The 26,806-nt window shown below is 32.3% G+C and carries 21 protein-coding genes and 1 pseudogene; 16 read left to right on the forward strand and 6 right to left on the reverse strand.

Going from position 1 to position 26,806, the window contains the following annotated elements; all coding sequences use genetic code 11:
- Window positions 1–159: 159 nt before the first annotated feature.
- A pseudogene (locus tag ACOSP6_RS15990) lies at window positions 160–1,878 on the reverse strand (glycoside hydrolase family 9 protein).
- A 235-nt stretch (window positions 1,879–2,113) separates the two neighbouring features.
- On the opposite strand from ACOSP6_RS15990, the gene asnB reads away from it, so the two are divergent.
- The 5 genes from asnB to ACOSP6_RS16015 all read left to right on the forward strand — a co-directional run bounded on the left by asnB (window position 2,114) and on the right by ACOSP6_RS16015 (window position 8,897).
- Window positions 2,114–3,775 carry an asparagine synthase B gene (gene asnB, locus ACOSP6_RS15995; RefSeq protein ID WP_422095464.1) on the forward strand — a complete coding sequence of 554 codons (1,662 nt, stop codon included), beginning with the start codon at window positions 2,114–2,116 and terminating at the stop codon, window positions 3,773–3,775.
- A 421-nt stretch (window positions 3,776–4,196) separates the two neighbouring features.
- Window positions 4,197–6,134: a DNA topoisomerase (ATP-hydrolyzing) subunit B gene (gene gyrB / locus ACOSP6_RS16000; RefSeq protein WP_422095463.1), complete on the forward strand. Its 1,938-nt coding sequence runs from the start codon at window positions 4,197–4,199 to the stop codon at window positions 6,132–6,134.
- Between the two features lie 126 nt (window positions 6,135–6,260).
- A complete protein-coding gene (locus ACOSP6_RS16005; protein ID WP_422095462.1) occupies window positions 6,261–7,280 on the forward strand; it encodes a DUF6588 family protein in 1,020 nt (339 codons plus the stop codon).
- Between the two features lie 123 nt (window positions 7,281–7,403).
- Window positions 7,404–8,330 (forward strand): malate dehydrogenase, encoded by a 927-nt coding sequence (mdh, locus tag ACOSP6_RS16010; RefSeq protein WP_422095460.1) that lies wholly within the window; start codon window positions 7,404–7,406, stop codon window positions 8,328–8,330.
- Between the two features lie 84 nt (window positions 8,331–8,414).
- Window positions 8,415–8,897 (forward strand): GNAT family N-acetyltransferase, encoded by a 483-nt coding sequence (locus tag ACOSP6_RS16015; protein WP_422095459.1) that lies wholly within the window; start codon window positions 8,415–8,417, stop codon window positions 8,895–8,897.
- A 163-nt stretch (window positions 8,898–9,060) separates the two neighbouring features.
- Here ACOSP6_RS16015 and ACOSP6_RS16020 read toward each other — a convergent pair whose 3' ends face one another.
- From ACOSP6_RS16020 to ACOSP6_RS16030, 3 genes are read right to left on the reverse strand one after another with little or no spacing between them, the layout of a single operon-like run.
- A complete protein-coding gene (locus ACOSP6_RS16020) occupies window positions 9,061–9,771 on the reverse strand; it encodes a glycosyltransferase family 2 protein (RefSeq protein WP_422095738.1) in 711 nt (236 codons plus the stop codon).
- Between the two features lie 6 nt (window positions 9,772–9,777).
- On the reverse strand, window positions 9,778–10,884 hold the full coding sequence (locus ACOSP6_RS16025; protein WP_422095458.1) for a glycosyltransferase family 4 protein: 1,107 nt from the start codon (window positions 10,882–10,884) through the stop codon (window positions 9,778–9,780).
- A 3-nt stretch (window positions 10,885–10,887) separates the two neighbouring features.
- Window positions 10,888–11,589 (reverse strand): cell division ATP-binding protein FtsE, encoded by a 702-nt coding sequence (locus tag ACOSP6_RS16030; protein WP_422095457.1) that lies wholly within the window; start codon window positions 11,587–11,589, stop codon window positions 10,888–10,890.
- 138 nt (window positions 11,590–11,727) lie between these two features.
- Here ACOSP6_RS16030 and ACOSP6_RS16035 point away from each other — a divergent pair, with 138 nt between their 5' ends.
- The 11 genes from ACOSP6_RS16035 to ACOSP6_RS16085 all read left to right on the forward strand — a co-directional run bounded on the left by ACOSP6_RS16035 (window position 11,728) and on the right by ACOSP6_RS16085 (window position 23,956).
- Complete coding sequence (locus ACOSP6_RS16035) at window positions 11,728–14,727, forward strand: tetratricopeptide repeat protein (protein WP_422095456.1); 3,000 nt, start codon at window positions 11,728–11,730, stop codon at window positions 14,725–14,727.
- A 6-nt stretch (window positions 14,728–14,733) separates the two neighbouring features.
- A complete protein-coding gene (locus ACOSP6_RS16040; protein WP_422095455.1) occupies window positions 14,734–16,509 on the forward strand; it encodes a hypothetical protein in 1,776 nt (591 codons plus the stop codon).
- 42 nt (window positions 16,510–16,551) lie between these two features.
- Window positions 16,552–17,988, forward strand: coding sequence for a M20/M25/M40 family metallo-hydrolase (locus tag ACOSP6_RS16045; RefSeq protein WP_422095454.1), 1,437 nt, complete (start codon window positions 16,552–16,554; stop codon window positions 17,986–17,988).
- Window positions 17,989–17,997: 9 nt separating this feature from the next.
- Entirely contained in the window at window positions 17,998–18,366 is a 369-nt protein-coding gene (locus ACOSP6_RS16050; protein ID WP_422095453.1) for a hypothetical protein, read from the forward strand.
- Window positions 18,367–19,980, forward strand: a complete 1,614-nt coding sequence (locus ACOSP6_RS16055) for an amidohydrolase (protein ID WP_422095452.1) — start codon at window positions 18,367–18,369, stop codon at window positions 19,978–19,980.
- A 2-nt stretch (window positions 19,981–19,982) separates the two neighbouring features.
- Window positions 19,983–20,462: a hypothetical protein gene (locus ACOSP6_RS16060; protein ID WP_422095451.1), complete on the forward strand. Its 480-nt coding sequence runs from the start codon at window positions 19,983–19,985 to the stop codon at window positions 20,460–20,462.
- Between the two features lie 234 nt (window positions 20,463–20,696).
- The gene (locus ACOSP6_RS16065) at window positions 20,697–21,236 is read left to right on the forward strand and encodes a sigma-70 family RNA polymerase sigma factor (RefSeq protein WP_422095450.1); all 540 of its coding nucleotides are present in this window, start codon (window positions 20,697–20,699) and stop codon (window positions 21,234–21,236) included.
- Window positions 21,237–21,242: 6 nt separating this feature from the next.
- Entirely contained in the window at window positions 21,243–21,836 is a 594-nt protein-coding gene (locus tag ACOSP6_RS16070) for a Crp/Fnr family transcriptional regulator (RefSeq protein ID WP_422095449.1), read from the forward strand.
- 69 nt (window positions 21,837–21,905) lie between these two features.
- Window positions 21,906–22,583, forward strand: a complete 678-nt coding sequence (locus tag ACOSP6_RS16075; RefSeq protein WP_422095448.1) for a type 1 glutamine amidotransferase domain-containing protein — start codon at window positions 21,906–21,908, stop codon at window positions 22,581–22,583.
- Window positions 22,584–22,691: 108 nt separating this feature from the next.
- On the forward strand, window positions 22,692–23,282 hold the full coding sequence (locus ACOSP6_RS16080) for a Crp/Fnr family transcriptional regulator (RefSeq protein ID WP_422095447.1): 591 nt from the start codon (window positions 22,692–22,694) through the stop codon (window positions 23,280–23,282).
- A gap of 92 nt (window positions 23,283–23,374) precedes the next feature.
- Window positions 23,375–23,956 carry a YceI family protein gene (locus ACOSP6_RS16085; protein ID WP_422095446.1) on the forward strand — a complete coding sequence of 194 codons (582 nt, stop codon included), beginning with the start codon at window positions 23,375–23,377 and terminating at the stop codon, window positions 23,954–23,956.
- 67 nt (window positions 23,957–24,023) lie between these two features.
- On the opposite strand, the gene ACOSP6_RS16090 is transcribed toward ACOSP6_RS16085, so the two are convergent.
- Both ACOSP6_RS16090 and ACOSP6_RS16095 read right to left on the reverse strand, forming a co-directional pair.
- Window positions 24,024–25,973: a YgiQ family radical SAM protein gene (locus tag ACOSP6_RS16090; protein WP_422095445.1), complete on the reverse strand. Its 1,950-nt coding sequence runs from the start codon at window positions 25,971–25,973 to the stop codon at window positions 24,024–24,026.
- A 37-nt stretch (window positions 25,974–26,010) separates the two neighbouring features.
- Window positions 26,011–26,769 (reverse strand): DJ-1/PfpI family protein, encoded by a 759-nt coding sequence (locus ACOSP6_RS16095; protein WP_422095444.1) that lies wholly within the window; start codon window positions 26,767–26,769, stop codon window positions 26,011–26,013.
- Window positions 26,770–26,806: the final 37 nt, after the last annotated feature.

The raw sequence follows: 26,806 nt of genomic DNA on the forward strand, positions 1-26,806 counted from the left end.
AAAAAAAGGCTTATCATGAGATAAGCCTTTTTCGTTAATATTTATATATAACAAGATGGTCTCACTAACGTAAGTTAAGAGATTTCCACCACCAGTTATTTAATTGTATCGTTTTCATTTGCAACAAAGTTATAAAGTCATTTTTATCTAAACAAATATTTATTTAAAATTTTTTATTTGATAATATTGAAGTGCGTTTACAACGTACACCAATGGTGCATTCCAGTTGATTGTTACTTCATTAGAAGCATAAGAACACCAAGTATCAGAATATGATTTCGCTGGCATTTTACTGAAATATTCACACTTATCTTGCTGTCCAGGTTGTGGCCCACCAACCACCATTCCTGGCACTGGTTCTATAATTTTATCGGCTTCGGAAGTTCTATGATGTGGAAATTTTGGAGACATTATTCCCTGTCCAGTAATATAAGTTGTTCCTACACCATTTCTTCCTAAAAAATAATCTAACCCAACAAACACGGCATTCAAATAGTCAATATCATTAGTAACCTCGTAAGCTTTCATCAAATACATTAACTGATTCCCTGCTACACCATGACTTCCCCAAACATAATCTTTACCTTTCATAGCGACTTGCATTGGTTCGGTTTCAATTCTATTTTTTAACTCAGAAGCTTGGTCTAAAAATTTCTTCTTCGCCAAATTCACATCAATAAACTTTTCTAAACTCGCGCTATGTTTTGTAATTGAATATAATAACAACGCACTTGCATCTTGCCACCAAGGAACCTCGTTAGATATTTCATCAATCTGAATATCTTTACTATAGCTTTCATCTTTAGTTGTAATTAACAATTCAGCAGCTGCCCATTGAAATTCACCAAATAAATCATCATCTTAATATTGACCTGTTTTAACTCCTTCAGGATTTCTAAAATAGTCTTTAGGATGTTTCTTCGCCCATTCATAAGCCTTTTTAGATGCTTCCAAAAGTTTCACTGAATATTCTTTTTTAGCCTCAAACTGGGAAAAAACTCTTGACGCAATTGCCGTTACTGCAGCCAAATTCAGAGCCGCAGAAGTACTTTTTTTAACTACATATCTTTCCAAATCATATTCATGTGGCATAATGGCTCCTGAAAATTTTAATCCTGTAAGTTTATGATATACTCCACCATCAAAAGGATCTTGCATAGACAACATCCAGTCTAAATTCCATATAACTTCATCTAAAACATCGGGAAGGTCGTTTGATGATTCAGGAATATTAAATTCTTTGGAACCGTAATACTCACTATAATTCTCAAAAGCACTTAATAAAGTATAAGTACTAATTCCGCTATTTGAAACATACTTATTATAATCACCTGCATCAAACCAACCTTTGGAACCAGAAATAATCATTCCTTCAGGCCTCTCTTTAGTAGCAGCTGAGCTATGAATTTTCACTATATCATCATTCAAACCTGCTGGTCTTTTCCATTGACCAGCATACTTTTCTTCTAATTCAATTGAACAACGATTAAAATAATAATACTTGAACAACGCCTGAGATAAATCACCAAAAGGATTATTTAGCACTTTAAATCTTATCTTATTTTCTCCTATTAAAACTTCATATTCTCCTTCATTATTTATTGAGCTAACATCAAGTATTGAAACATACTCCCCAGAATCTTTCCATAACAAACCTTTACCTGTTTCTCCAGACATAATTTCCTTTCCTGAGGCATCCTTGATTATATATGAGACTTTATCAAACTCATTATTAGAAACGACCGAAATCAATTTTGGCCTATTTGCAGTATATCCAATTTGATTATATCGAATAGAAAGTTCTATTTCTTGAGTACCTGATTCACATGACATAAACACAATAGACACAAGTAGTATATATTTATTTAGAAGTTTCATTGAAATGTTTTGTTTTTAGAATATTCTTACAAATTACAACTAAAATATTATCAAAAAATATCAAATATTAATTCAAATCACACAAATCGACTTATAAAATTACAATAAAACACTAAAAACAAATTAAAAGTTACAATATGAAATTAAAACAAATTTTTTGGTTTTTATAGAAAAGTATATTCAGGTAATTTGAACCATAATTAAAACAACAAGAAATTAAAAATTACTATATATTATGTGTGGAATTGTATGTGCGTTTGATTTAAAAGAAAAGTCTGAGGAGTTAAGACCTCAACTACTAGAAATGGCGAAAAAAATTCGTCATAGAGGTCCGGATTGGAGTGGAGTTTATAGTGATGATAAAACAATTATGGCTCATGAAAGACTTGCCATAGTTGATCCAACATCTGGACAACAACCTTTATTTAGTAAAGACAGAAGATTTGTACTAGCTGCAAATGGAGAAATATATAATCACCAAGAATTAAGAGAACAGTTTGAAGGAAAATATGATTTTCAAACTAAATCTGATTGTGAAGTAATCCTAGCTTTATATCAAGAAAAAGGTGAAGAGTTTTTAGATGACTTAAACGGAATTTTTGGTTTCGCAGTTTATGACGCTAAAACCGATGAATACCTTGTTGCTCGCGACCACATGGGAATTATTCCTTTATACATGGGTTGGGACAAAAAAGGAACATTTTATGTTGCTTCTGAATTAAAAGCTTTAGAAGGATTTTGTAATAAAATTGAAGTTTTTCCTCCGGGACATTACTACACAAGAGAACACGGATTACAACGTTGGTATTCTAGAGACTGGATGGATCATGAAGCGGTAAGAGAAAACCAAACTAGTATTGATGAATTACGTGATGCACTTGAGGCTGCGGTTCATAGACAATTAATGAGTGATGTACCTTATGGTGTTTTATTATCAGGTGGATTAGACTCTTCTATTACTTCTGCAATTGCAAAGAAATACGCTTCAAAAAGAATTGAAAGCGGAGATGAAGAAGAAGCATGGTACCCACAATTACATTCATTCTCAATCGGATTAGAAGGTTCACCAGATTTAGCAGCTGCTAAGAAAGTTTCAGACCATATCGGAACAATTCATCATGAAATTACATTTACAATCCAGGAAGGACTAGATGCAATTAGAGATGTTATTTATAACCTTGAAACCTATGATATCACAACCATTAGAGCTTCTACTCCAATGTATTTAATGGCAAGAGTAATCAAATCAATGGGAATAAAAATGGTACTATCAGGCGAAGGAGCTGATGAGATTTTTGGAGGATATTTATACTTCCACAAAGCTCCAGATGCAGAGGAATTCCATAAAGAAACGGTACGTAAACTAGACAAATTATACCAATACGATTGTTTAAGAGCCAATAAAAGTTTAATGGCTTGGGGAATTGAAGGAAGAGTTCCTTTCTTAGACAAAGAATTTATGGATGTAGCAATGCGTATAAACCCAGAAGATAAAATGATTAACGGTGAACGAATGGAAAAATGGGTGTTAAGAAAAGCTTTTGAAAGTTATTTACCAGAAAGCGTTGCTTGGAGACAAAAAGAGCAATTCTCTGACGGTGTTGGTTACAACTGGATTGACACTTTAAAAGAATTAGTTGAAACTGAAGTTACAGATGAAATGATGCGTAGTGCTCATCATAGGTTCCCAATTCAAACTCCAAGAGCAAAAGAAGAATATTATTACCGCTCAATATTTGAAGAGCATTTCCCAAGTGAAACAGCAGCTTTAACTGTACCATCTGTGCCATCAATTGCTTGTAGCACACCTACTGCTTTAGCATGGGATGAAAGTTTTAGAAATCAGAATGAGCCAAGCGGAAGGGCTATTAAAATGGTTCATGAAGACGCATATTAATATGCAAATTTTTAAATTTTAGTTGTGTTAAAATCCTGCCTTGTGCAGGATTTTTTTATTTAGCAAACCCATGAATTGATGATTTTTCGCTGTTTTTTAATTAACTTTCAAAATCAAAATCTTCGATTTACCAACTTTTTTAACTTTGCGAACTAGCAAGCAGCAACAACAATAGCGAAAAATCATTTTAAAGGGGTTTTTAGCTCATTTAAGCTATTTTTTAGTTTTTCACAATTGTTGATAAATTCAGTATAAAAACGCTTAAAAATTATATTTCATCGATAAAAAATCGTAAATTTGGTAGCTATCAATTCGCTTTAATGGCGAATTTTTTTTCGGGAACAAATCAGTATTGAATCTCCTCCCTAACAATAGTGATTTAAAAAGAGGATAAAAACATAAAAGACATAAAACTCAAAACATGAGCGAAGAGAAAAAACACAATTATTCCGCCGATAGTATTCAGGCGCTAGAAGGAATGGAGCATGTTAGAATGCGTCCTTCAATGTATATTGGTGATGTTGGTGTGCGTGGTTTACACCATTTAGTATATGAAGTTGTCGACAACTCTATCGATGAAGCTTTAGCTGGACATTGTGATACTATATCTGTAGATATTAATGAAGATAACTCTATTACCGTTCGCGACAACGGACGTGGAATTCCAGTTGGGTTACACAAGAAAGAAGGTGTTTCGGCACTTGAGGTTGTTATGACAAAAATTGGTGCTGGAGGTAAATTCGACAAAGATTCTTATAAAGTATCTGGGGGACTTCACGGAGTTGGTGTCTCATGTGTTAATGCACTTTCAGATCACCTAAAGGCTACAGTGTATAGAGAAGGAAAAATTTGGCAACAAGAGTATGAAAGAGGTAAAACGTTATATCCTGTAAAAACTGTTGGAGAGACAGATAAGACAGGAACAGAAGTTACATTTTCTCCTGATACTTCAATCTTCCAACAAACTATAGTATATAATTATGATACTTTAGCTACTCGTATGAGAGAGTTAGCTTATCTTAATAAAGGAATTACTGTAACTTTAACAGATAAGCGAAATAAAGATGATGAAGGAAATGACATTAGCGAAACTTTCCATAGTGACCAAGGTTTATCAGAATTTGTAAGATATCTTGATAGTACTCGTACTCCGGTTATTCAGCATGTAATTTCTATGGAAGGAGAAAAAAATGGAATTCCTGTTGAAGTCGCTATGATTTACAACGATTCTTATGCTGAAAATTTGCATTCGTATGTAAACAATATTAATACTCACGAAGGAGGAACACATTTATCTGGATTTAGAAGAGGGTTAACTGGTACTTTAAAGAAATATGCGGATAACTCAGGACTTCTTAAAAACGTAAAGTTTGAAATTTCAGGTGATGATTTCCGTGAAGGTTTAACAGCTATTGTTTCCGTAAAAGTTGCAGAACCTCAGTTTGAAGGACAAACAAAAACAAAATTAGGAAACAGAGAAGTTACTGCAGCAGTTTCTCAAGCAGTTGCAGAAATGCTTACTGATTATTTAGAGGAAAACCCTAATGATGCGAAAACTATTGTACAGAAAGTAATCTTAGCTGCACAGGCGCGTCACGCCGCTCGTAAGGCAAGAGAAATGGTACAACGTAAAACTGTAATGAGTATTGGAGGTTTACCTGGTAAATTATCTGATTGTTCAGAAACAGATCCTGCACAATGTGAAATTTTCTTAGTCGAGGGAGATTCGGCAGGTGGAACTGCAAAACAAGGAAGAGATCGTAATTTCCAAGCTATTTTACCCTTAAGAGGTAAAATTTTAAATGTTGAAAAAGCGATGCAGCATAAAGTTTTTGAGAATGAAGAAATCAAAAACATGTTTACAGCATTAGGAATTACTATCGGAACCGAAGAAGATCCTAGAGCTTTAAACTTATCAAAATTACGTTATCATAAAGTTGTTATTATGTGTGATGCCGATGTCGATGGTTCACATATTGCAACATTAATTTTAACATTCTTCTTCCGTTACATGAAAGAAATGGTAGAGCAAGGTTATATCTATATTGCTACTCCTCCATTATACTTAGTTAAGAAAGGACAAAAGAGAGAGTATGCATGGGACGACAATCAACGTGATTTAATTAACCAAAAAATGGGTGGTGGAGCAACAATCCAGCGATATAAAGGTCTTGGAGAAATGAATGCTGAACAACTATGGGATACAACAATGAACCCTGAGTTTAGAACACTCCGCCAAGTTACAATTGAAAACATGACAGAAGCCGACAGAATCTTCTCTATGTTAATGGGTGATGAAGTTCCTCCACGTAGAGAATTCATAGAAAAGAATGCTAAATATGCTAATATTGATGCATAAGTATTCTTCATAAATACTAAGAAGCCTTCGTAAATACGGAGGCTTTTTTATTTAAGACATTCTCAATTAAACAAATCTTTCTCTTAATTTTCTTATTTTTACTAAACTTATCAATAAAAACACATAATGAAGAAATTATTATTTACCCTTACCATAACATTAATAAGCTTATCTGGTTTTAGTCAAGAACTTGAGACAATTCTATTAGCTCGAGAAGATGCCGAAAAAATCACTAATGCTTATTTAAACCCAGGATTTAAAGGGCTAATATATAGCATGAACAATGGTTGGTATCATACTGCAAAAGTTCACAAAAAACTAGGTTTTGATATTACCATAGGCGCTAGCCTTTCCTCAATCCCAGAAAAAGATGAACTTTTTGACCTTCGTAATATTGGTTTGTCGAGCTCAACAGCATTCAATCAAAACACAACCCAAACGGTTGGCGGAAGTGGAACCCAACCAACAGCCACTATAACATATCAAACAACCATTGCAGGACAAAACGTGTCTACCGACTTTCAAATGCCAACAGGTATAAAAAATGACCTACCCTTAAATTCTGTTCCAGCACCATCAGTGCAGGTTAGTGTAGGTTTACCATATCAGTTTGATGCTATGCTACGCTACACGCCAGAAGTCGGGAATGATGTTAAAGGGCGAATTTTTGGATTTGGTATAAAAAAAGAAATAACAGATTGGTTTGGAATTGTAGAAAAAACACCTTTACATATCTCTTTATTAGCCGCGTATTCAAATATGAATGTTGATTATGAAATAGGAACAGTAAATGGTGATGTTTCAACTCAAAATGCCGCTGCAGAATTCAAACTAAACGCTTATACTTTTCAGGCTTTAGCTTCGTTAAACTTGCCTGTAGTAAACTTTTTTGGTGGTGTAGGTTATAACACAGGTAACGTAACATTAAACATGCTTGGCGACTATACGTTATCATACCAAGTTAATGGCTCACCTACACCATTTACTGAAACGGTTACAGACCCTCTTTCTTTAAAAAATGACACAGGTAGTTTTAACGCTACGGCTGGAATTCGTTTAAGCCTTGGTTTTTTTAAACTATTTGGTAGCTATACTGCTCAAGAGTATAGCTCTTTCAACGCTGGAATTGCGTTTAGTTTTAGATAAAAAAATAATTTCTTGTTATAAACTAAAGCACTTGGAAATTCCAAGTGCTTTTACTTTTATATGAGTAACCAAATAGCTATTTTTGTGCATCTTAATATTAATTTTCAATAAAATATATATAAAATGAAAGTAACAGTTGTTGGAGCAGGTGCTGTAGGTGCAAGTTGTGCTGAGTACATTGCTATTAAAAATTTCGCTTCAGAAGTTGTTTTAGTAGACATCAAAGAAGGTTTTGCTGAAGGTAAAGCAATGGATTTAATGCAAACCGCTTCTTTAAATGGTTTCGATACTAAAATAGTTGGTACTACTGGAGATTATAGCAAAACTGCTGGTTCTGATATTTGTGTAATTACTTCAGGAATTGCTCGTAAACCAGGAATGTCTCGTGATGAGTTATTAGGAATTAACGCTGGAATTGTAAAATCAGTTTCTGCGAGCTTAATCGAGCACTCTCCAAACACAATTATCATTGTTGTATCGAATCCAATGGATACAATGACGTATTTAGTTCACAAAACAACTGGTTTACCTAAAAATAGAATTATCGGAATGGGTGGTGCTTTAGATTCTGCTCGTTTCAAATACAGATTAGCTGAGGCTTTAGAAGCTCCTATTTCTGATGTTGACGGAATGGTAATCGGAGGTCACTCTGATAAAGGAATGGTTCCTTTAACTCGTTTAGCTACTCGTAACTCTGTTCCTGTTTCTGAATTCTTATCAGAAGAAAGATTAGAGCAAGTAAAACAAGACACAAAAGTTGGTGGTGCTACATTAACTGGTTTATTAGGAACTTCTGCTTGGTATGCTCCTGGTGCTGCTGTATCTGGATTAGTTCAAGCAATTGCTTGTGACCAAAAGAAAATCTACCCATGTTCTGCTTTATTAGAAGGAGAGTACGGTTTATCTGATTTATGTATCGGAGTTCCTGTTGTATTAGGAAGAAACGGAATCGAAAAAATCGTTGAAATTAACTTAAGCGAAGAGGAAAAAGCTGCTTTAACTTCTTCTGCTGAAGCAGTTAAAAACAACAACACGAATTTAGAGTTCTAAGAACGTTTAAATTATAAAAATTTAAAAGCAACCTCTTTTTGGGGTTGCTTTTTTGTTTTTATCTTAGTTGAAAAATAATTACTGATGCATATTGTATACAGAAAAGTAGAACAACGCGATAATCCTTATTTAGCTAAAATGATAAGAGGAGTTATTGAAGAATTTGATGCTCCAAAAACAGGAACAGTTTATTCTGATGATTCTACTGATACTCTCTATGAATTATTTCAAGAATCAAATTCTGTTTTGTGGGTAGCTGAAATTAATGGAAAAGCCGTTGGTTGCTGTGGTATTTTTCCTACCGATGGTTTAGATCAAGGTTACTGTGAATTAGTAAAGTTCTACATATCGAGTTCGGTTCGTGGAAAAGGAATTGGAAAAGAATTGATGTTAAGAAGCATAGAATCTGCCAAAGAATTCAAGTTTACTTATATTTACTTAGAAAGTTTACCTCATTTCTCAAAAGCAATTTCTATGTATGAAGAGTCTGGATTTAAGATGATTGATGAACAATTAGGAAATTCAGGGCACTCAAGCTGTAATGTTTGGATGCTAAAGAAGCTATAAAAAGTTAACTTTCTTAAAAATTAGCCATAAAATGTTAAAATATTCATAACAAGTGTAAGTCTTTAGGAGATTGCTCGTCTATAGATAAAGAGACGTATTTAAAGTTTCTTTTTCATAGTTTTTCATAGCAATTTCCCGCTTCATCTTGAAGCGGGTTTCTTTTTTAAAACACTCGTCTGAAAAAGTACTTCGAAATTCCTAAAGTGTAAAAAATAGGTTTTATAAAAATTGACGTTAATGCAGTTTTTAACTGAATCTCTTCTCTATATAAATTCCAATTATAATTCTTTGAAATCCCTTCCCCTCCACAAACGGCAACAATGCTATCTATTTTTTTATAAGCTATACCTTGCTTGAACAATTGAAGATTTAAATGATAATCAGCCAAGACTTTGTAATTTTCATCATACCGAACGTTATCAAAAAGTTCTCTTTTATAAAATACAGACTGATGGTGAACGGTGTTTTTAAACCAAAGTTTAGAAGTAAAACTGGAGATAAACTTTATTTCATTTGAGTATTGTACGTTTCCTATTAGTAATTTTTCATTGGCAAATTCTCTTAACATAAAGCACAATAATAAAGTTTGATTACTAGAAAATTTGTCATCGGCACCTAAAAAATACAACCACTCCCCTTTTGATTTTTCGATTCCTTTATTCATTGCATGATAAATACCAGAATCTTCTTCAGAAATAAAGTTAAAACGTTGACCTAATGTTTTTAAATATTCTTGAGTTCCATCAGTCGAAGCTCCATCAATAATCCAGACTTCATAATCTGTAAAACGTTGCATCATTATACTAAAAATGCAAGTTTTTAACTTTTCTAAGTTATTGTATGATGGTATTATTATGGAAACTTTTGGTCTAATACTTTTCTAATTTTTAAAATATTGATCTAATTTCTGCTCTTCTTTTTCCCAACACAATATTTGTTTAGCTTCCCTTTGATTCTTCCTTATTCCACTTCTTAAGTGTTCATCATTCAGCAAGCGTTTTATAGCTTCCGCTATTTCTTTCGGATCATAATTCCCAACAGTTATACCAACTCCAAATTCTTTTACTATCGTATTTATTTCGACCAAATTCCCCGAAACAATAGGCAGCTCAGCATGAATATAATCAAATAATTTATTTGGAAGCGAAAACTCAAAACTCTTTCCCAAAGGTTCCTCTAACACAATTCCTATATCAGCTTTTATTGTGTAATTTGGTAAAACTTCATGCGCTACCCTTCCTAAAAAATGAACTCTACTCTGCATTTTTTCCTTAATAACAAAAGCTTTTAAATCCTCTTCAACTTTCCCATACCCAATAATTACCAAATCTACTCCTTCTAAAAAATGTAAAGCCTTTATCATTGGCTTCAAACCTCTTCCCGGATTAAGAACCCCTTGATATAAAACAACTTTATTCTTTGTTGGAAAACTTACTTCTTTAGAAATAATATTTCTTTTAAGTAATGGTAAATTTCGAATTAAGCCCATATTGTTTTTATAGCGATCATTATAAAAATCAACAATTGACTGACTTACCGTATATGATTTTTTAATTCTGGGAAGAAAAATATTCTCTAACTTCTTCCAAAAACTTTTCACAAAATTTCTTCCTTGTAACTCTGGACCTTCTGAAAATAATTCGTGACTATCATAGACTAATTCTGTGTTTCTTTTTAATTTACTAGCAAAAAAACAAGCTATTAATGTGTCTAAATCATTTGACAGAATATAATCTTGTTTCCTAAATAGTAAGTAAAAAAACAATCGAATATTATACTCTGCGTAAAAAAGAAAATTATGATTGAACCAATGTTTTACTCTATGAATTTTATAATCACGCTGCACACTAATTGTATTAGGTAGCACCCTTCCATACACAAAGACATCAAATCCTTTTTTGATAAGATAAGCGCAAACTTTATGCACTCTTTGATCTGTAGAAACATCATTAGTTACTGCAACAAAAACACGTTTCTTTTTTGACAAATTCTAAGAATTTTGGTTCGGTTGAGGCTGCTGTTGCACGACTTCAAACAACTTCCCTCCTTCACACTTCACTGTTTTTTGTTTGAATTTAACTATCAATTGATAATCATGTGTTGCCATTAAAATTGTTTTACCACTTTGATGGATTTCATTTAACAACTCCATTACTTCTAGAGAAGTTCTCGGATCTAAGTTTCCGGTAGGTTCATCAGCCAAAATTAATTCTGGATCGTTTAATAAAGCTCTTGCAATTGCAACTCTCTGCTGCTCTCCTCCTGAAAGTTCAAAGGTTTTTTTGTAGTATTTTTCCTTCATACCAACCTTATCTAGCACTTCGTAAATTTTATCTTTACGCTCATGTTTATCTTTCCAACCTGTTGCTTTTAATACAAACTCTAGGTTTTCAAAAACGTTTCTGTCGTTTAACAACTTAAAATCCTGAAATACGATTCCTATTTTTCTTCTCAAGAAAGGAATGTCTTTCTCTTTCATTTTTTTCAAATCGAAGCCAACTATGCTTCCCAAACCTCTTTGAAGCCTTAAATCTCCATAAAGTGTTTTTAACAAACTACTTTTTCCACTTCCTGTTTTACCAATTAAATAGTAAAATTCTCCTTTACGCAATGTAAAGTTTATCTTTGATAATACTAAAATGTCTCTCTGATAAATATCTGCATTTTCTAGGTGCAGTATCGGTTGCTTCATAAAAAGTACGTTTTTACAAATCTATTATTTATTATTCATTTTAACCACTTTTTTTATTTTTGAACTAAAATTATCAAACAAAACAAAAAAAATCACGTTATTTCCATTGGGAACAACGAATAAAGATAAATTTAACGTATGAAATACATATTCATTTTATTTTGCTGCTTAATGAGCATTACAAATGCTTGGGCGCAAAAAACTGAATTCCAAACTAATATTGATGCTCAGTTTCATCGAGCAATGACTTTGTATAATAACAAAGCATATTCTGGAGCTCAACGAATATTTAAAGAAGTTTCAACAAACACGAAAAAAGTTAATGTTAGAACTGATGCCGATTTTTATGATGCTATGTGTGCCATTAAATTGAATCAAACGGATGCTGATAATCGCGTATTAGATTTTGTTCGAAAACACCCTTACAGTAGCAAAAGAGAAAAAGCATTTTTGAATGTTGGAAACTACTATTTTGCAAATAGAAAAGCATCTCACTCACTTAAATGGTATCAACGAGTTGATGAAAAACTCTTAAGTAAAGAAGAGCAAAAAGAACTGAACTATAAAATGGGATATGCGCTTCTTGTTTCTAATTATTTAAAAGATGCTAAAGCACGATTTGCACCACTTTTAGGAGACCCAAGATATGGAACTGATGCTCGTTATTTCTACGGTTATATTTCGTACAAACAACAAAATTTTGGAGAAGCTGAAGATAATTTAAGTCAACTTGCAGATAACGAAACCTATAAATCGAAAGCTAATTACTACTTATTAGACATGGCTTTTAAAGGTGGCAAGTTTGAAAAAGCGGTTCAAATTGGTGAGAAAATATTGCCTACAGCTGAGAAAAAACAAAAATCAGATATCTGCAAAATTATTGGTGAAAGTTATTTTAATCTTGAAAAGTACGAACAAGCTGTTCCTTATTTAAATCAGTATGAAGGAAAAAAAGGAAAGTGGACGAATACAGATTATTATTATTTAGGTTATTCTTATTACAAACTTGAAGATTACGAAAGTGCCATTAGTCAGTTTAACAAAATTATAAATGGACAAAATAGTATTGCTCAAAATGCCTATTATCATTTAGGAGTTTGTTATTTAAAAGCAGATAAAAAAAATGAAGCTTTAAATGCTTTCAAAAATGCAAGTGAAATGGATTTTGATCCAATTATTGCTACTGATGCCGATTTAAACTATGCGAAATTGAGTTATGAAGAAGGAAATCCTTATCAAAGCGTACCGGAAGTTTTAAAAGCTTTTATTTTAAAATATCCAGAATCAGAACATCGTCAAGAAATTGAAAGTTTATTAGTTACTTCTTATTTACATCAACAAGATTATCAAGGTGCTATTAATTATTTGAAGAGTAATAAAAACTCAAAAAATAATGATTTAGCCAATGAGGTTTCTCTTTACAGAGGTATTCAATTATTTAACGAACAAAAATTGAATGAAGCCTTACCTAAATTTGATGTAGCTACGAACGCTAAAAATGATACCATAAGTAGCAAAGCTAAATATTGGTTAGGTGAAACAAACTATCAATTAGGAAATTATAAAAATGCTTTAGAAGCTTTTAATTCAATTAACAACTACGAATTTAAAGATGCTAAAACTTTAAACTACAATATTGGTTATACTCATTTCAAATTAAAAGATTACGAGAATTCTTCTAAATATTTTCAAAGTTTTTTGAATCAACAATTAAATGATAACGACTTAAATGATGATGCTTCTAACCGATTAGGAGATTCTTTCTATGCTTCAAAAAGATATTCAGAGGCTATTAAGGCGTACGACAAAGTTATTAACGAAGGTGGTGTTGGTTCGGATTATGCTCAATATCAAAAAGCTATGAGTATCGGGTTAGCTGGAGATGTAAATGGTAAAATTGATGCTCTAAATGAACTTATTAAAACATTTAACGATTCTAACTTAAAAGATGATGCCTTATTTCAACTAGCTACCATATACACGTCTAAAGGAAAATCTGGTCAAGCGAAAAGTACATATGATAAAATCTTAACCGAACATTCAAGTAGTAGTTATGTTCCAAATGTTTTATTGCGTCAAGGTTTATTATTTTACAACGAAGGGAAAAACAGAACTGCGCTGACTAAATTTAAAGAAGTTGTTGCTAAATTCCCTAATTCCGGAGAAGCAAGACAAGCTGTTTCTAATGCAAGAAATGTATATGTAGATTTAGGAAAAGTGGATGAATACGCTAATTGGGTGAAAAACATCGATTTTATTAATGTAACAAATAGCGATATTGATAATACAACCTATGAAGCTGCAGAAAATAAATTTTTAGATAATAATATAACCAAAGCAATTGAAGGTTTCCAAAATTACCTTAGAAATTTCCCAAATGGAATTCATGCTTTAAAAGCCAACTTTTATCTAGGTCAATTGTTATTTAATAACAATAGAAAAGACGAAGCAATTGCTAATTACCAATATGTAACTAAACAAGTAAAAAACGAATTCTCGGAAGAAGCTTTATCTAAGCTAAGTTTGCTTTATTTGGAAAAAGAACAATGGGATAAAGCAATCCCTTTATTAGTTAGATTAGAAAAAGAAGCTAACACGAATCAAAATATCATATTTGCTCAAAGTAACCTAATGAAAGGATACTACAATAAAAAAGAGTACACTAAAACAGCTGAATACGCAGAAAAAGTCTTGAGTAATGGTAAGATTGACCAAATAGTTGCTGAAGATGCTAGAATTTATATTGCAAGATCAGCTATTAAAACAGGTGATTATGTAACTGCTGAAGAATATTATTCAGTATTAAATGATACTGCTACAGGAGAATTAAAAGCTGAAGCATTGTACTATAAAGCTTTCTTTTTAAATGAAGCAGAAGCTTATGAAGACTCAAATATCGAAGTTCAAAACTTAATTGCTAACTACTCAACATATAAATACTGGGGAGTAAAAAGTTATATAGTAATGGCTAAAAATTATTATGCATTAAAAGATGCTTATCAAGCCACATATATCTTAGATAATATCGTTAAAAATTTCACTCAATTTAAAGACTTAGTTGAAGAGGCTAAAAACGAATTAAGTAAAATTAAAAGTAAAGAAGCAAAAACAAACGAATCTATCAATTCCCAAAATTAAAAATTCATGAAAAGATTTATAGTTACAACAATATGTACGTTAGCTTATAGTGTTGTTTTTGCTCAAACTAAGCCTAACAACGAAAAAGCAAAAGACTCTGTTAAAACTGAGGTGGTAGAAGTCGTTACATCATACGCTCCTAAAGTAACAGATGCTTTCAAAATAAAAAGAAAACCTGTAATTGAATTATCGAAAAAAGTACAGAGAAAACCTTTAGATTATAAAATAAAATCGGTTCCTATAGTTTCAACTTATATTCCTAAAAGTGGTGTTTTAAAAGGAATTGATGTTGGTGATCGTGAACGTTTATTCAATAACTACATTTCTTTAGGATTTGGGAATAATACAACTCCTTTTGTGGAAGGATATTTCCATAATAACAGTGCTTTTGAATATGAATACGGAGGAAAGGTTAACTTTATAGCTTCCTCAGATCCAGTAGCCGATACTCGTTTAAGTAGTAGTTATTACAATGCCAGTGTTGATTTATTCTTAAAACAAGAAATGCGCTATTATGACTGGACCGCTGGTTTTAATGCATACAGAAACAAATATAATTTCTACGGCTTGCCGTCGAATATTACATTTTTAGATCCAACTGTAAATAGCATTGATCCTGAACAAATGCACAAGTTTTATAATATGTTTGGCTCTATTCATTTTCCTGATAGAGATTTACAAGAAATTAGAGGTTCTGTTGCATATTTTTCAGATGCCTATGAAACAGATGAACTTCATGCAGATATAGATGCTCAATTTGCATTTCCTTTCGGACGTTTTGGATTAAACTTAGATGACCTAAAGCTAGGTACTTCAATTAATTTTATAAATGGTGGATTCGTAAGAAGTTATACTGATCCATTAACTGAAATCAGTTACAGCTTTGCTACAGCTGGAATAAATCCGCATTATTCGTTTTCGTATAAAAAATTTGATGTTAAATTAGGTGCTAAAGCATACTATTCATTTGATTTAGAAAATACAGAAGGAAAATTCTTTGCATATCCTGATGTCGAAGTGAACTATCCTATTATTAAAAGATACGCAAATATTTACTCTGGTGTCACAGGTGATTTAACCGTAAATTCTTTCCAAAGTTTCACATCACAGAACCCATACGTATCGCCAACACTAAATATTTCTCAAAGCAGTGAAGCGCTTAATTTTTATGGAGGATTTCGCGGTATTCTTGGCGGAAATATAAATTATGATGTAAAAGCAGGTTTTAAGAGAGAAGAAAATAAAGCTTTGTTTGTTGCAAATCCTTCGAACTCAAATGGTATAAACACTAGTTTTTCTGGCGGCATATTCTTCAAGGGATATGATTATGGGAACTCTTTTAATGTTGTTTATGACGATGTTAATACCGCGTATTTTGCAGGTGGAATAACTTATGATTACTCTAGACATTTAAACTTAGGAATGAACTTAGAGTTTAATACATATGACTTAAGTACGCAAACAGAAGCTTGGAATTTACCTCAACTTAAAAGTGACATATTCGCAACCTACAAAGAGAAAAAATGGTACGCTAGTGCTAACTTGTATTATGTTGGTGGAAGAAAAGGTTTAACATACATTTCTGGAACTCCAAATGTAGTAGATTTAGATGCTTATATTGATTTAAATTTAGACGGAGGATATCACATCAATGATTTATTTTCTGTCTTTTTAAGAGCTAACAATATTACAAATAGCAACTACCAATTATTCAACAACTTTAATGCGCAAGGTATTCAAGTAATAGGTGGTATTATTTATAAGTTTGACGCATTGTTCTAGTAAACTTTTCGTAGTTTTAGGTTTTTAATCAACCTAATTACAATGAAAAAAATCACTTTATGGGCATTAGCTTCTAGCTTATTAATTGCATGTAATACAGAAACTAAGAAACCTGAAGTTGCTACTAACTCTTTCTCTTCAGAAGAAAAAATAGACAGCACCAACATCAAACATTTTTTCAACGCTGCATTAACAGAAGGTAAATCATACGAATGGTTACGCGATTTGACTCAAAATATTGGCGGTCGTTTATCTGGTTCTCCAGAAGCTGCTAAAGCAGTTTTATGGAGTGAAAAACTAATGAAAGAAGTTGGGTTAGATTCAGTTTGGCTTCAGCCTGTTATGGTACCTCACTGGGTGCGGGGAGAAAAAGAAGAAGCTAACTATACCGTAAATGGAGAACAAAAAAACGTACCTATCTGTGCTTTAGGCTTTTCAATTGCAACACCTTCAAATGGTTTAACTGCTGAAGTAATCGAAGTAAAAAGCTTGGATGAAGCTAAAGAGATGGGAAATAAATTAAAAGACAAGATTGTATTTTTCAATGGTGCCTTCGATAATACTTTAATTAACACTTTTCAAGCTTACGGTGGTTGTGTTGGACAACGTTTTTCAGGAGCAAGGGTTTGTAGTGAATTTGGTGCGAAAGGCGTAATTGTTAGATCTATGACTAACGGAATAGATGATTATCCACACACTGGATCAATGGGATATGGAGATATTCCTAAAGATCAATACATTCCTGCAGCTGCAATTAGCTCGAGAGCAGCTGAAATTTTAAGTAAAGATTTAAAAGAAAATCCGAATTTAAAATTCTATTTCAAACAAAGTTGTGAAACATTACCTGATGCTCCATCTCACAATGTAATTGGAGAAATTAAAGGAACAGAAAATCCTGAAAAAATTATCGTTGTTGGTGGTCATTTAGATTCTTGGGATTTAGGTGAAGGTGCTCATGACGATGGAACAGGTGTGGTTCAATCTTTAGAAGTAGCATACTTATTTAAAAAGAATAATATAAAACCTAAAAATACGATTCGCATTGTATTTTTCATGAACGAGGAAAACGGAACTCGTGGAGCTAAAGAATATGCAAAACAAGCGAAACAAAATAATGAAATTCATGTAGCTGGATTAGAAAGTGATGCTGGTGGACATACTCCTAGAGGTTTTTCTATAGACGCAAATGAAAACAACACACAGCTTTTAAAGAGTTGGAAAAAATTATTAGCGCCTTATGGATTACATGATTTATTAAAAGGTGGAAGCGGTGCTGATATTAGTCCATTAAAAAATGATGAAATTACTTTAGTCGGTTACAGACCAGATAGCCAACGTTATTTTGATTATCATCATACGAGTATTGATACTTTTGATAAAGTGAATAAACGTGAGTTAGAGTTGGGTAGTGCTTCTATGGCAAGCTTAGTCTATCTAATGGATAAATATTTATATACTGAAGACAAAGTTAAACCTTAATAATTTAACATGGAATACGTATTCTTAGGATTGAAAGTTTTAATGGCGACACTAATGGTTTTCGCTGGATTTTATCACTTTTATAAACCGAACTTTTACAATCCAATAATTCCAGATTTCTTACCTAAAAAACTAGTGACTTATGTTTCTGGTGTCGTAGAATTAGTTTTAGGAATTGGACTTTTTATAAAAGGTTATGAAAGCATTTCAGCCTATGGAATATTTATTCTTATGCTCGTTTTTCTACCCATTCATATTTGGGATGCAACTAGAGAAAAACCCGCGATGAAAACTAAAAAAATCGCATACATCCGAATTTTAATCCAATTCCTTCTTATTGCTTGGGCTTGGTATCTATATCAAAACGAATTAACCTAAATGAAAAAACTAATCACATTAACACTTTTAAGTGTTACTATATTCTCTTGTAATCAGAAACAAGAGGCCGATATTATTGTAAAAAATGCAAAAGTTTACACCGTAAATAATGATTTTGCTTCAGCAGAAAGTTTTGCCATTAAAAATGGGAAATTTTTAGCTGTTGGAACCAATGAAGAAATTAATAAAAAATACAGTTCGACAAACACTGTAGACGCAGATGGAAAAGCTGTTTATCCCGGTTTAATCGACGGACATTGTCACTTTTTTAGATTTGGTTTACAACTTCAAAAAGTAGATGTTACTGGAACTAACAGTTACGATGAAGTGCTTGAAAAGATTGCAGCATTCCAAAAGGAAAAAAACCTTCCTTTTATCACAGGACGTGGATGGGATCAAAACGATTGGGAAGTAAAGAAATTTCCAACTAAAGAAAAATTAGATCAACTTTTCCCAGATACTCCAGTTGCCATTACACGTGTTGATGGACATGCAATGTTGGTAAATCAAAAAGCACTTGATATTTCAGGAATTACAGAAAACTCAACTGTAGAAGGTGGAGAATTCATAAGAGAAAACGGTAAACTTACTGGAGTGCTTATTGATAATGCAATGGATTTTGTTAAAGTTCCTACTGCTTCAAAAAAGGAACAAATCGAAGCATTAAAAGAAGCGGAAAAAATTAACTTTTCTTATGGTTTAACAACTGTAGTTGATGCAGGTTTAGAGAAAGAAAACATTGAATTAATTGACAGTTTACAACAAGCGGGTACTTTAAAAATTAAAGTATATGCTATGGTTTCTGCTACACAACCTCAATTAGATTACTATATCAAAAAAGGTATTATTAAAACAGATCGTTTAAATGTTCGCTCTTTTAAAGTTTATGGTGATGGTGCCTTAGGTTCAAGAGGTGCTGCAATGAAAGAACCTTACAGTGATCGAGAAAATCATTTTGGTGCTCTGATTTATTCTCCAAAACGCTACAAAGAAATCGCTAAACAAATTGCTGATTCTGAATACCAAATGAATACACACGCCATTGGTGATTCAGCGAATTATTTAATGTTAAAAACTTATCAGGACGTATTGAAAGGTCAAACTGATAGACGCTGGAGAATTGAACATGCTCAAATTGTAGACAAAGCTGATTTTGATTTATTCAAAAATGTAGTTCCTTCAATTCAACCTACACACGCTACTTCTGATATGTACTGGGCTGAAGATAGAGTTGGAAAAGAAAGAATTAAAGGTGGATATGCATTTAAGACATTATTGAATACATATGGAAAGGTTGCATTAGGTACAGATTACCCAGTTGAAAGGGTAAGTCCGTTTTTAACTTTCTATGCTGCGGTTGCTAGAAAAGATTTAAACAACTATCCTGAAAATGGATACCAAATGGAAAACGCGTTAACTCGAGAAGAAACCTTAAAAGGAATGACAATCTGGAATGCTTATGCAAACTTCGAAGAAAACGAAAAAGGAAGTATTGAAGTTGGTAAAATGGCTGATTTCGTTATTCTTGATCAAGATATTATGACAGTTGACATTAAAAATGTTCCGAATACAAAAGTTATATCGACTTACGTAAACGGAGAAAAAGTTCACTAATTATGAAACTAAAACTTAGCTTAATTCTTTGCTTTTTAATTACAGCTTTTTCCTTACAAGCACAAACCGAAAAAGAGGCTTTAAGTAAATTATCTTTTATGATAGGAAATTGGAAGGGAACTTCATTTTCTTTTTCAAAAAAAGGAACAAAATCTACCGAAGTTATCGAAGATGTGGCTTATAAAATGGATGGAAACTTAGTTGTTCTTGATGTTAAATCACCTTGGATTGAATTGCACACGATCATAAGTTACAGTGTAAAAGACAGGTGTTATTATTATCATCCATTCTCTAAAAAAGGATTAAGAGATAAGTATAAAAGTAACTTTGAAGACAGTGCTTTTAGAGTATATTTCAGTAAAGAAAGAAGATTAACATTTACGTTAACTAAAGAAGGTTATTTCCATGAATTTGGTGAAAATCTTAAAGATGGTAAATGGGAAAAATACTTTGAAGACATTTTAAAACCAATACAAAAATAATCTTGATATAAAATGCATCTTTTTTAAAATTCCTGAGTCTATTAAGTGAATTTAAAAATAATAGACATGGAATATAAAAATCAATGTACTTGCAATTGCACAAGCTGCTCAACAGAAGACTGTAAAAACTGTACTTGTGAAAACTGTACATGCACCAATTGTAATTGTTAATTAAATAAATGTCGCTCTGAATAAAACATATATTCAAAGCGACATTTTTTGTAAATTTATAAGATGACTACCCAAGAAGTTTGGACTACATATCATAAAGATTTAAAGCGTTTTATCATTAGCAAAACCAAAGACGAAGTTATTGCAGATGATATTTTGCAAGATGCATTCATCAGAATACATAATAAGTTAGATACTTTAAAAGATGCTTCAAAACTAAAATCGTGGATTTTTACGATTACTAGAAATGCGATTTATGACCATTTCAAGTCTCAAGGAAAAAATTTCACATTCGATAACACTGATATTCCTGCAGAAATTGAGGAGCATATTCACACAGAAAAAGATTGTTTAAGAGGAATTATAACAAACCTTCCTAAAAAATATAGAACACCTTTGTTTTTAGCCGATATAAAAGGATTAAAACAACAAGAAATAGCAGACCAACTTAACTTACCTCTTCCAACGGTAAAATCGCAAATTCAAAGAGCGCGAAAAATGATTGTGCAAGGATTTATGGATTGTTGTGGGTTTAAATTAAATGAGAACGGTAAATTAGTCGGTGAAATTCAAGAAAAAGCAGACTGTAAAATTTGTAATTAAAAACTATTGAAAACCAAACCTCAACTCTCTATTCCTTTTAATGAAATTTTTCATGGAATTAATTTATCGAACCAAGAAAAAGAATTTATACAGCAAAAAATTGAAGCTGTTTCTGTAAAAAAAGATGAAATCCTTTTTAAACAAGGCGACACCATAAATCATCAATATTATGTTTATAATGGATGTTTAAGAACTTATCACATCGATGAAAACGGAAAGGAACACACCTTACAATTTGCGATTAAGCATTGGTGGATTAGTGATTACATTGCTTATTTCGGAGATAAAAAAGCGGTTTTATTTGTTGAATGTATAAAAGACGCTCAACTCTTTAAAATAACCAAAGAAAATTTTGAATCTATCTATCAATTCAGTCCGAAAATTGAGGAACTCTTTCGCCGAAAATTAGAAAAAGCTTTAGTTAGAAACGAAAAGCGAATTCTCGCTAACTTAACGAACTCAGCCAAGGAAAGATATTTAGCTTTTTTAAAAAAATATCCACTTATTGAAAAGAGTATAAAGAATTATCATATTGCTTCATATCTGGGAATAACTACCGAAAGTTTAAGTAGAATCAGAAAAGAAATAGCTTCTGAGTAATAATTACCATACATCAATTTTTATAAGAATGTTGGATTGTAATTTTGTGAAAAATAAAAATCAACTCTTATGAAAAAAGTATTATTCGTAGTTACAAGTCATGATGAACTTGGAAATACAGGAGAAAAAACAGGTTTTTGGGTAGAAGAATTTGCGAGTCCATATTATCTTCTAGCTGATAAAAATATTGATATTACAATTGCTTCACCAAAGGGAGGACAACCTCCAATTGATCCTAAAAGTGAATTACCAGATTTTCAAACTCCTGCGACAGAACGTTATTATAAAGATTCTGAATTACTTGATAAAATGGCAAATACAACTCCATTATCAGAAATAAAAGAAAGTGATTTTGACGCAGTATTTTATCCTGGAGGACACGGACCTTTATGGGATTTAGCAGAAGATAAAAACTCAGTTCAATTAATTGAATCTTTCTACAATAACAATAAACCAGTTGGAGCGGTTTGTCACGCACCTGCTATTTTTAAAAACACAAAAATTGAAGGAAAACCTTTGGTAAATGGTAAAAACGTAACTGGATTTAGTAACACTGAAGAAGATGCCGTTCAGTTAACTGATGTAGTTCCTTTCCTTGTAGAAAATATGTTACAAGAAAACGGTGGAAACTATAGTAAAAAAGAAGACTGGCATCCTTATGCAATTGAAGATGGACATTTAATTACTGGTCAAAATCCGGCTTCTTCTGAATTAGTTGCCGATTTATTATACAAGCAGTTATCCTAAAGGATTTAAGTTCAAAACAACGAACTAAGACCTATATTTATAAACCTTCTTTTTTCGAAAAGAAGGTTTATTTTTTATATTTAACACAAACGTTGTTATTAATAAACTATGAATAGTAAACCTCTTATTGATTATTTCAATCGAATTGTTACTCTTTCAACTGCCGAAGAAGAATTGATTCATGAAAAGGTTATCCATAGAAGATATTTAAAGGATCAATATTTGGTGCAACAAGGTGATGTTTGTAAGCATATAAATTTCATAGTTCAAGGTTGTGTAAAACAATTTTATGCAAGTCCTGACGGATTAGAACACATATTAATGTTTGCCATCGAAGATTGGTGGGCTTCAGATATGGGGAGTTTTATTACTCAAACTCCAGCCGATTACAATGTCCAGTGTATTGAAAAGACCGAGTTAATTCAATTAAATCATGCGGATGTAGAAGAACTATTTATTTCTATACCAAAACTAGAGCGCTGTTTCCGAAAAATTACGGAACGTTCATTAGTTGCTTCTCAAAAAAGAATCGTCAGAAACTTCAGCAAAACAGCAAAAGAGCGATACTTATTTTTCAAAGAGAACTATCCTACTATTGAAAATAGAATTCCGCAATATATGCTCGCTTCATATTTAGGAATTACCAAAGAATTTCTTAGTAGAATTAAAAGCCAGATTGTAAAAGAAGAAAAAAGTTAAACTAGTTTAACATTATTTTATAAAGTAGATCATTTTCCATTCCATTAATCTTCATCAACTTTGTAGTATAAATTTTAATACAAAAGAGTACAATGAAAAATTCAATAAAAAAAGGATTAGGTATCGCACTAATTTCTTTATTCACACTTTCTTTCACAACAAATAAAAGAGAAACGAAACAAATAAATCCAACTAACAGTAAAATAGAGTGGAAAGCTTATAAAGTTACTGGATCTCACAATGGTACAGTGACCGTTAAATCTGGTTATTTAAATTTTGACAATAACAAATTATCAGGAGGTTCTATTACTATAGACATGACAACTATTAATACAACCGACTTATCTGGAAAAGCTAAAAAAGGTTTAGACGGACATTTAAAATCTGCTGATTTCTTTGGAGTGGAGAAACATTCAACTTCGAAGCTTAGTTTTACTAAAGTTAAAGCAACTGGCAATAACACTTATGATGTAACCGCTAACCTTACTATAAAAGGTATTACTAAAAAAGTGAATTTTTCAATTTCTGTGAATGGAAATAAAGCAACTGCTTCATTAAAAGTAGACAGAACTAAATTTGGAATTAAATACGGTTCTTCAAGCTTTTTTGACAATTTAAAAGACAAAGCTATTTACGACGAATTTGATTTAACTGCTTCGTTAGAGTTAAACTAATTTTTTACTATAAATATAAATGCGCACTTAAAAAGTGCGCATTTTTTTTATCTGTTGAGTTTAAAATTTATCTTCTACGTTTCTTTTTAAACCCTTTATTTTTTCTTCGTGACTCCTTTACTGAAGTTACGGTATCATCAAATGTATTCTTAGTTTTCCCTGGTTTATTCTTTCTCCAAGAACTATCATTAGGAAGTAATTTTTGAACCAAATCATTTCTACCTACTTTACTCAACGTATCTTTAATCCACTTTCTATTTTCTTTCTTATACCAAAAGAAAAACTTGTGCTGATCTAACTTTTCTTGTCGAGTTTTAGCTGTTTTTACTGGTTTTAAAGTATAAGGATGATAACCACTATAATAAATTACAGTAGCCACGGTCATTGGAGTTGGTGTAAATCCTTGAACTTGCTCTAACTGGAATCCCATATCTTTAGTTTCAGCAGCTAAGTTTGCCATGTCTTCTGGTTCACAAGCAGGGTGACTAGAAATAAAATATGGAATTAACTGCAAATTCAGTTTTCGCTTTTTATTTATTTTATCGAAACGATCTTTAAACTTATGGAAATAAGTAAACGATGGTTTACGCATTAGTTTTAAAACTGGATCAGAAGTATGTTCTGGTGCAACTTTTAAGCGTCCCGAAACGTGATTTGTCATTACCTCTTCCGTATATGCATCTAATTCTTCTGGGTCAGCATTTTTATTGAACTCTGGAACCAACATATCATGTCTAATTCCACTTCCAATAAATGATTTTTTTACTTTTGGATGCGCATCAACAGCTTTATACAGCTCTGTTAATGGTTTATGTGAAGTATCAAGATTACTACAAATTACAGGGGATATACAAGATGGAGCAACGCATTTGTCACAAATCGATTGTATTTTCCCTTTCATTTTATACATGTTCGCAGAAGGACCACCGATATCAGATAAATACCCTTTAAAGTCATCCATTTGCGCCACCTGATCAACTTCTTTTAATACAGATTCTTGACTTCTACTAGCAATGAACTTTCCTTGATGTGCAGAAATCGTACAAAAACTACAACCTCCAAAACAACCTCTGTGAATATTAATAGAGAATTTAATCATCTCAAAAGCAGGAATTGGTCCACGCTTATTATATTTTGGGTGTGGTAATCTTGTGTAAGGTAAATCGAATGAAGCATCAATTTCTTTTTCCGTCATTGTTGGAAAAGGTGGATTAATCACCAATTGCTTATCTCCTACTTTTTGAAATATTCTACGAGCAATTAACTTATTCGATTCCTGCTCAATAACTTTAAAGTTTGAAGCAAATGTTTTTTTATCAGCTAAACAAGCTTCATGAGACGCTATTTCAACATCTTCCCAATTCTTGTTTTTAGGTGTTTTTTCATCTGCATTAACTAGAAAAGCAGTTTGTTTAATAGTTCTTAAACTTGAAAACGGAACTCCTTTTTGTAGTAACTCTACAATTTCACGTAATGGTTGTTCTCCCATTCCATAAACCAACATATCTGCTTTAGAAGTTTCTAAAATTGTCGGTAAAAGCTTATCGGACCAGTAATCGTAATGTGTTACTCTACGCAATGAAGCTTCGATTCCTCCGATTAGCACAGGAACGTCAGGAAATTTTTCTTTTAAAATTTTGGTATAAACAGAAGTTGCATAATCTGGTCTAAAGCCAATATCACCATTTGGCGTATATGCATCTTTATCTCTTTTTCGTTTACTGGCAGTGTAATTACTCACCATAGGATCCATACAACCACCCGTTACCGCGAAAAACAGATTCGGTGTTCCTAATTTTGTAAAATCTTGTAAATTATCGTTCACATTAGGTTGCGGCACAATAGCCACACGCAGGCCGTAACTTTCAAGTATACGACCAATTACTGCAGGTCCGAACGATGGATGATCAACATAAGCATCTCCACTGAACAAAATTACATCTAGTTCTTCCCAACCTCTTAACTTAACTTCCTTATTAGTAGTTGGTAACCAATCAGATAATCGTCTTATTCTCATAGAGTGCAAAAATACGGCATTTCTTGCAAACGAGTTGTTAATTCTTTATAACTAAATGAGGAACCTTAGAATTTTTCCAATCTATAACTAAACCACCAGCAATAGATTGTGCAATTTCCTCTCCATATAAGTACTCACATAAATACAAAGCAGCTTCAAATGATTTGGCTCCACCCGCAGAAGTGATGTACTTTCCATCATGAACAAATAAAACATCCTTTCGAACATCTAAACCTGGAAACATCTCTCGCATTTTATCGATGTCTGAAGGAAAGGTAGTAGACACTTTATTTTTTAATAACCCAGCTTTTGCCAAAACAAATGCTCCATCGCAATGTGAAGTAATAAATTGCGCCTCTCTATCCACTCTCTGCACAAAGGCTATCAACTCCTTATTTTCTAAATCTGAATCTAAATGATGTTCCGCACTCGGAACTACCAAAACGTCAATCTTTGGAAGACTATCCTTTTTATAATTAAAATCAGGAAGTATTCTCATTCCTTCAAAAGTAGTTACTGGTTTATCTGTATCGGCAACCGTAAAAACATTCATTGGTTTAATTCCTTCTCTAAAAATTGTGTGCTGAAAAATATCGTAAGGCGCAGTAAGCTCGGTATTATAGGTTCCGTCCATGATTAAGAAAGCTACATTATATCTATTGGGTTTCAAATCAGGAAACTCCTTTTTTTGGAGAACTTCTGATATGATAGTTTTATCTTCTTGTTTCTCTGAGCTCTTTGTAGAACAGCTTATTAAAAATACCAAGAAACCTGTAAGTAAAATGTAATTTTTCATCTTATGGGGGCTTTACGATTGTTTAAAAATAAAAAAA

Source organism: Tenacibaculum sp. MEBiC06402 (assembly GCF_049239625.1).
Taxonomy (GTDB): domain Bacteria; phylum Bacteroidota; class Bacteroidia; order Flavobacteriales; family Flavobacteriaceae; genus Polaribacter.

Coding starts and splice junctions, on each gene's coding strand:
- asnB (WP_422095464.1), top strand. CDS start 2,114: ATGTGTGGAATTGTATGTGCGTTTGATTTAAAAGAAAAGTCTGAGGAG.
- gyrB (WP_422095463.1), top strand. CDS start 4,197: ATGAGCGAAGAGAAAAAACACAATTATTCCGCCGATAGTATTCAGGCG.
- ACOSP6_RS16005 (WP_422095462.1), top strand. CDS start 6,261: ATGAAGAAATTATTATTTACCCTTACCATAACATTAATAAGCTTATCT.
- mdh (WP_422095460.1), top strand. CDS start 7,404: ATGAAAGTAACAGTTGTTGGAGCAGGTGCTGTAGGTGCAAGTTGTGCT.
- ACOSP6_RS16015 (WP_422095459.1), top strand. CDS start 8,415: ATGCATATTGTATACAGAAAAGTAGAACAACGCGATAATCCTTATTTA.
- ACOSP6_RS16030 (WP_422095457.1), bottom strand. CDS start 11,589: ATGAAGCAACCGATACTGCACCTAGAAAATGCAGATATTTATCAGAGA.
- ACOSP6_RS16035 (WP_422095456.1), top strand. CDS start 11,728: ATGAAATACATATTCATTTTATTTTGCTGCTTAATGAGCATTACAAAT.
- ACOSP6_RS16040 (WP_422095455.1), top strand. CDS start 14,734: ATGAAAAGATTTATAGTTACAACAATATGTACGTTAGCTTATAGTGTT.
- ACOSP6_RS16045 (WP_422095454.1), top strand. CDS start 16,552: ATGAAAAAAATCACTTTATGGGCATTAGCTTCTAGCTTATTAATTGCA.
- ACOSP6_RS16050 (WP_422095453.1), top strand. CDS start 17,998: ATGGAATACGTATTCTTAGGATTGAAAGTTTTAATGGCGACACTAATG.
- ACOSP6_RS16055 (WP_422095452.1), top strand. CDS start 18,367: ATGAAAAAACTAATCACATTAACACTTTTAAGTGTTACTATATTCTCT.
- ACOSP6_RS16060 (WP_422095451.1), top strand. CDS start 19,983: ATGAAACTAAAACTTAGCTTAATTCTTTGCTTTTTAATTACAGCTTTT.
- ACOSP6_RS16065 (WP_422095450.1), top strand. CDS start 20,697: ATGACTACCCAAGAAGTTTGGACTACATATCATAAAGATTTAAAGCGT.
- ACOSP6_RS16075 (WP_422095448.1), top strand. CDS start 21,906: ATGAAAAAAGTATTATTCGTAGTTACAAGTCATGATGAACTTGGAAAT.
- ACOSP6_RS16080 (WP_422095447.1), top strand. CDS start 22,692: ATGAATAGTAAACCTCTTATTGATTATTTCAATCGAATTGTTACTCTT.
- ACOSP6_RS16085 (WP_422095446.1), top strand. CDS start 23,375: ATGAAAAATTCAATAAAAAAAGGATTAGGTATCGCACTAATTTCTTTA.
- ACOSP6_RS16090 (WP_422095445.1), bottom strand. CDS start 25,973: ATGAGAATAAGACGATTATCTGATTGGTTACCAACTACTAATAAGGAA.
- ACOSP6_RS16095 (WP_422095444.1), bottom strand. CDS start 26,769: ATGAAAAATTACATTTTACTTACAGGTTTCTTGGTATTTTTAATAAGC.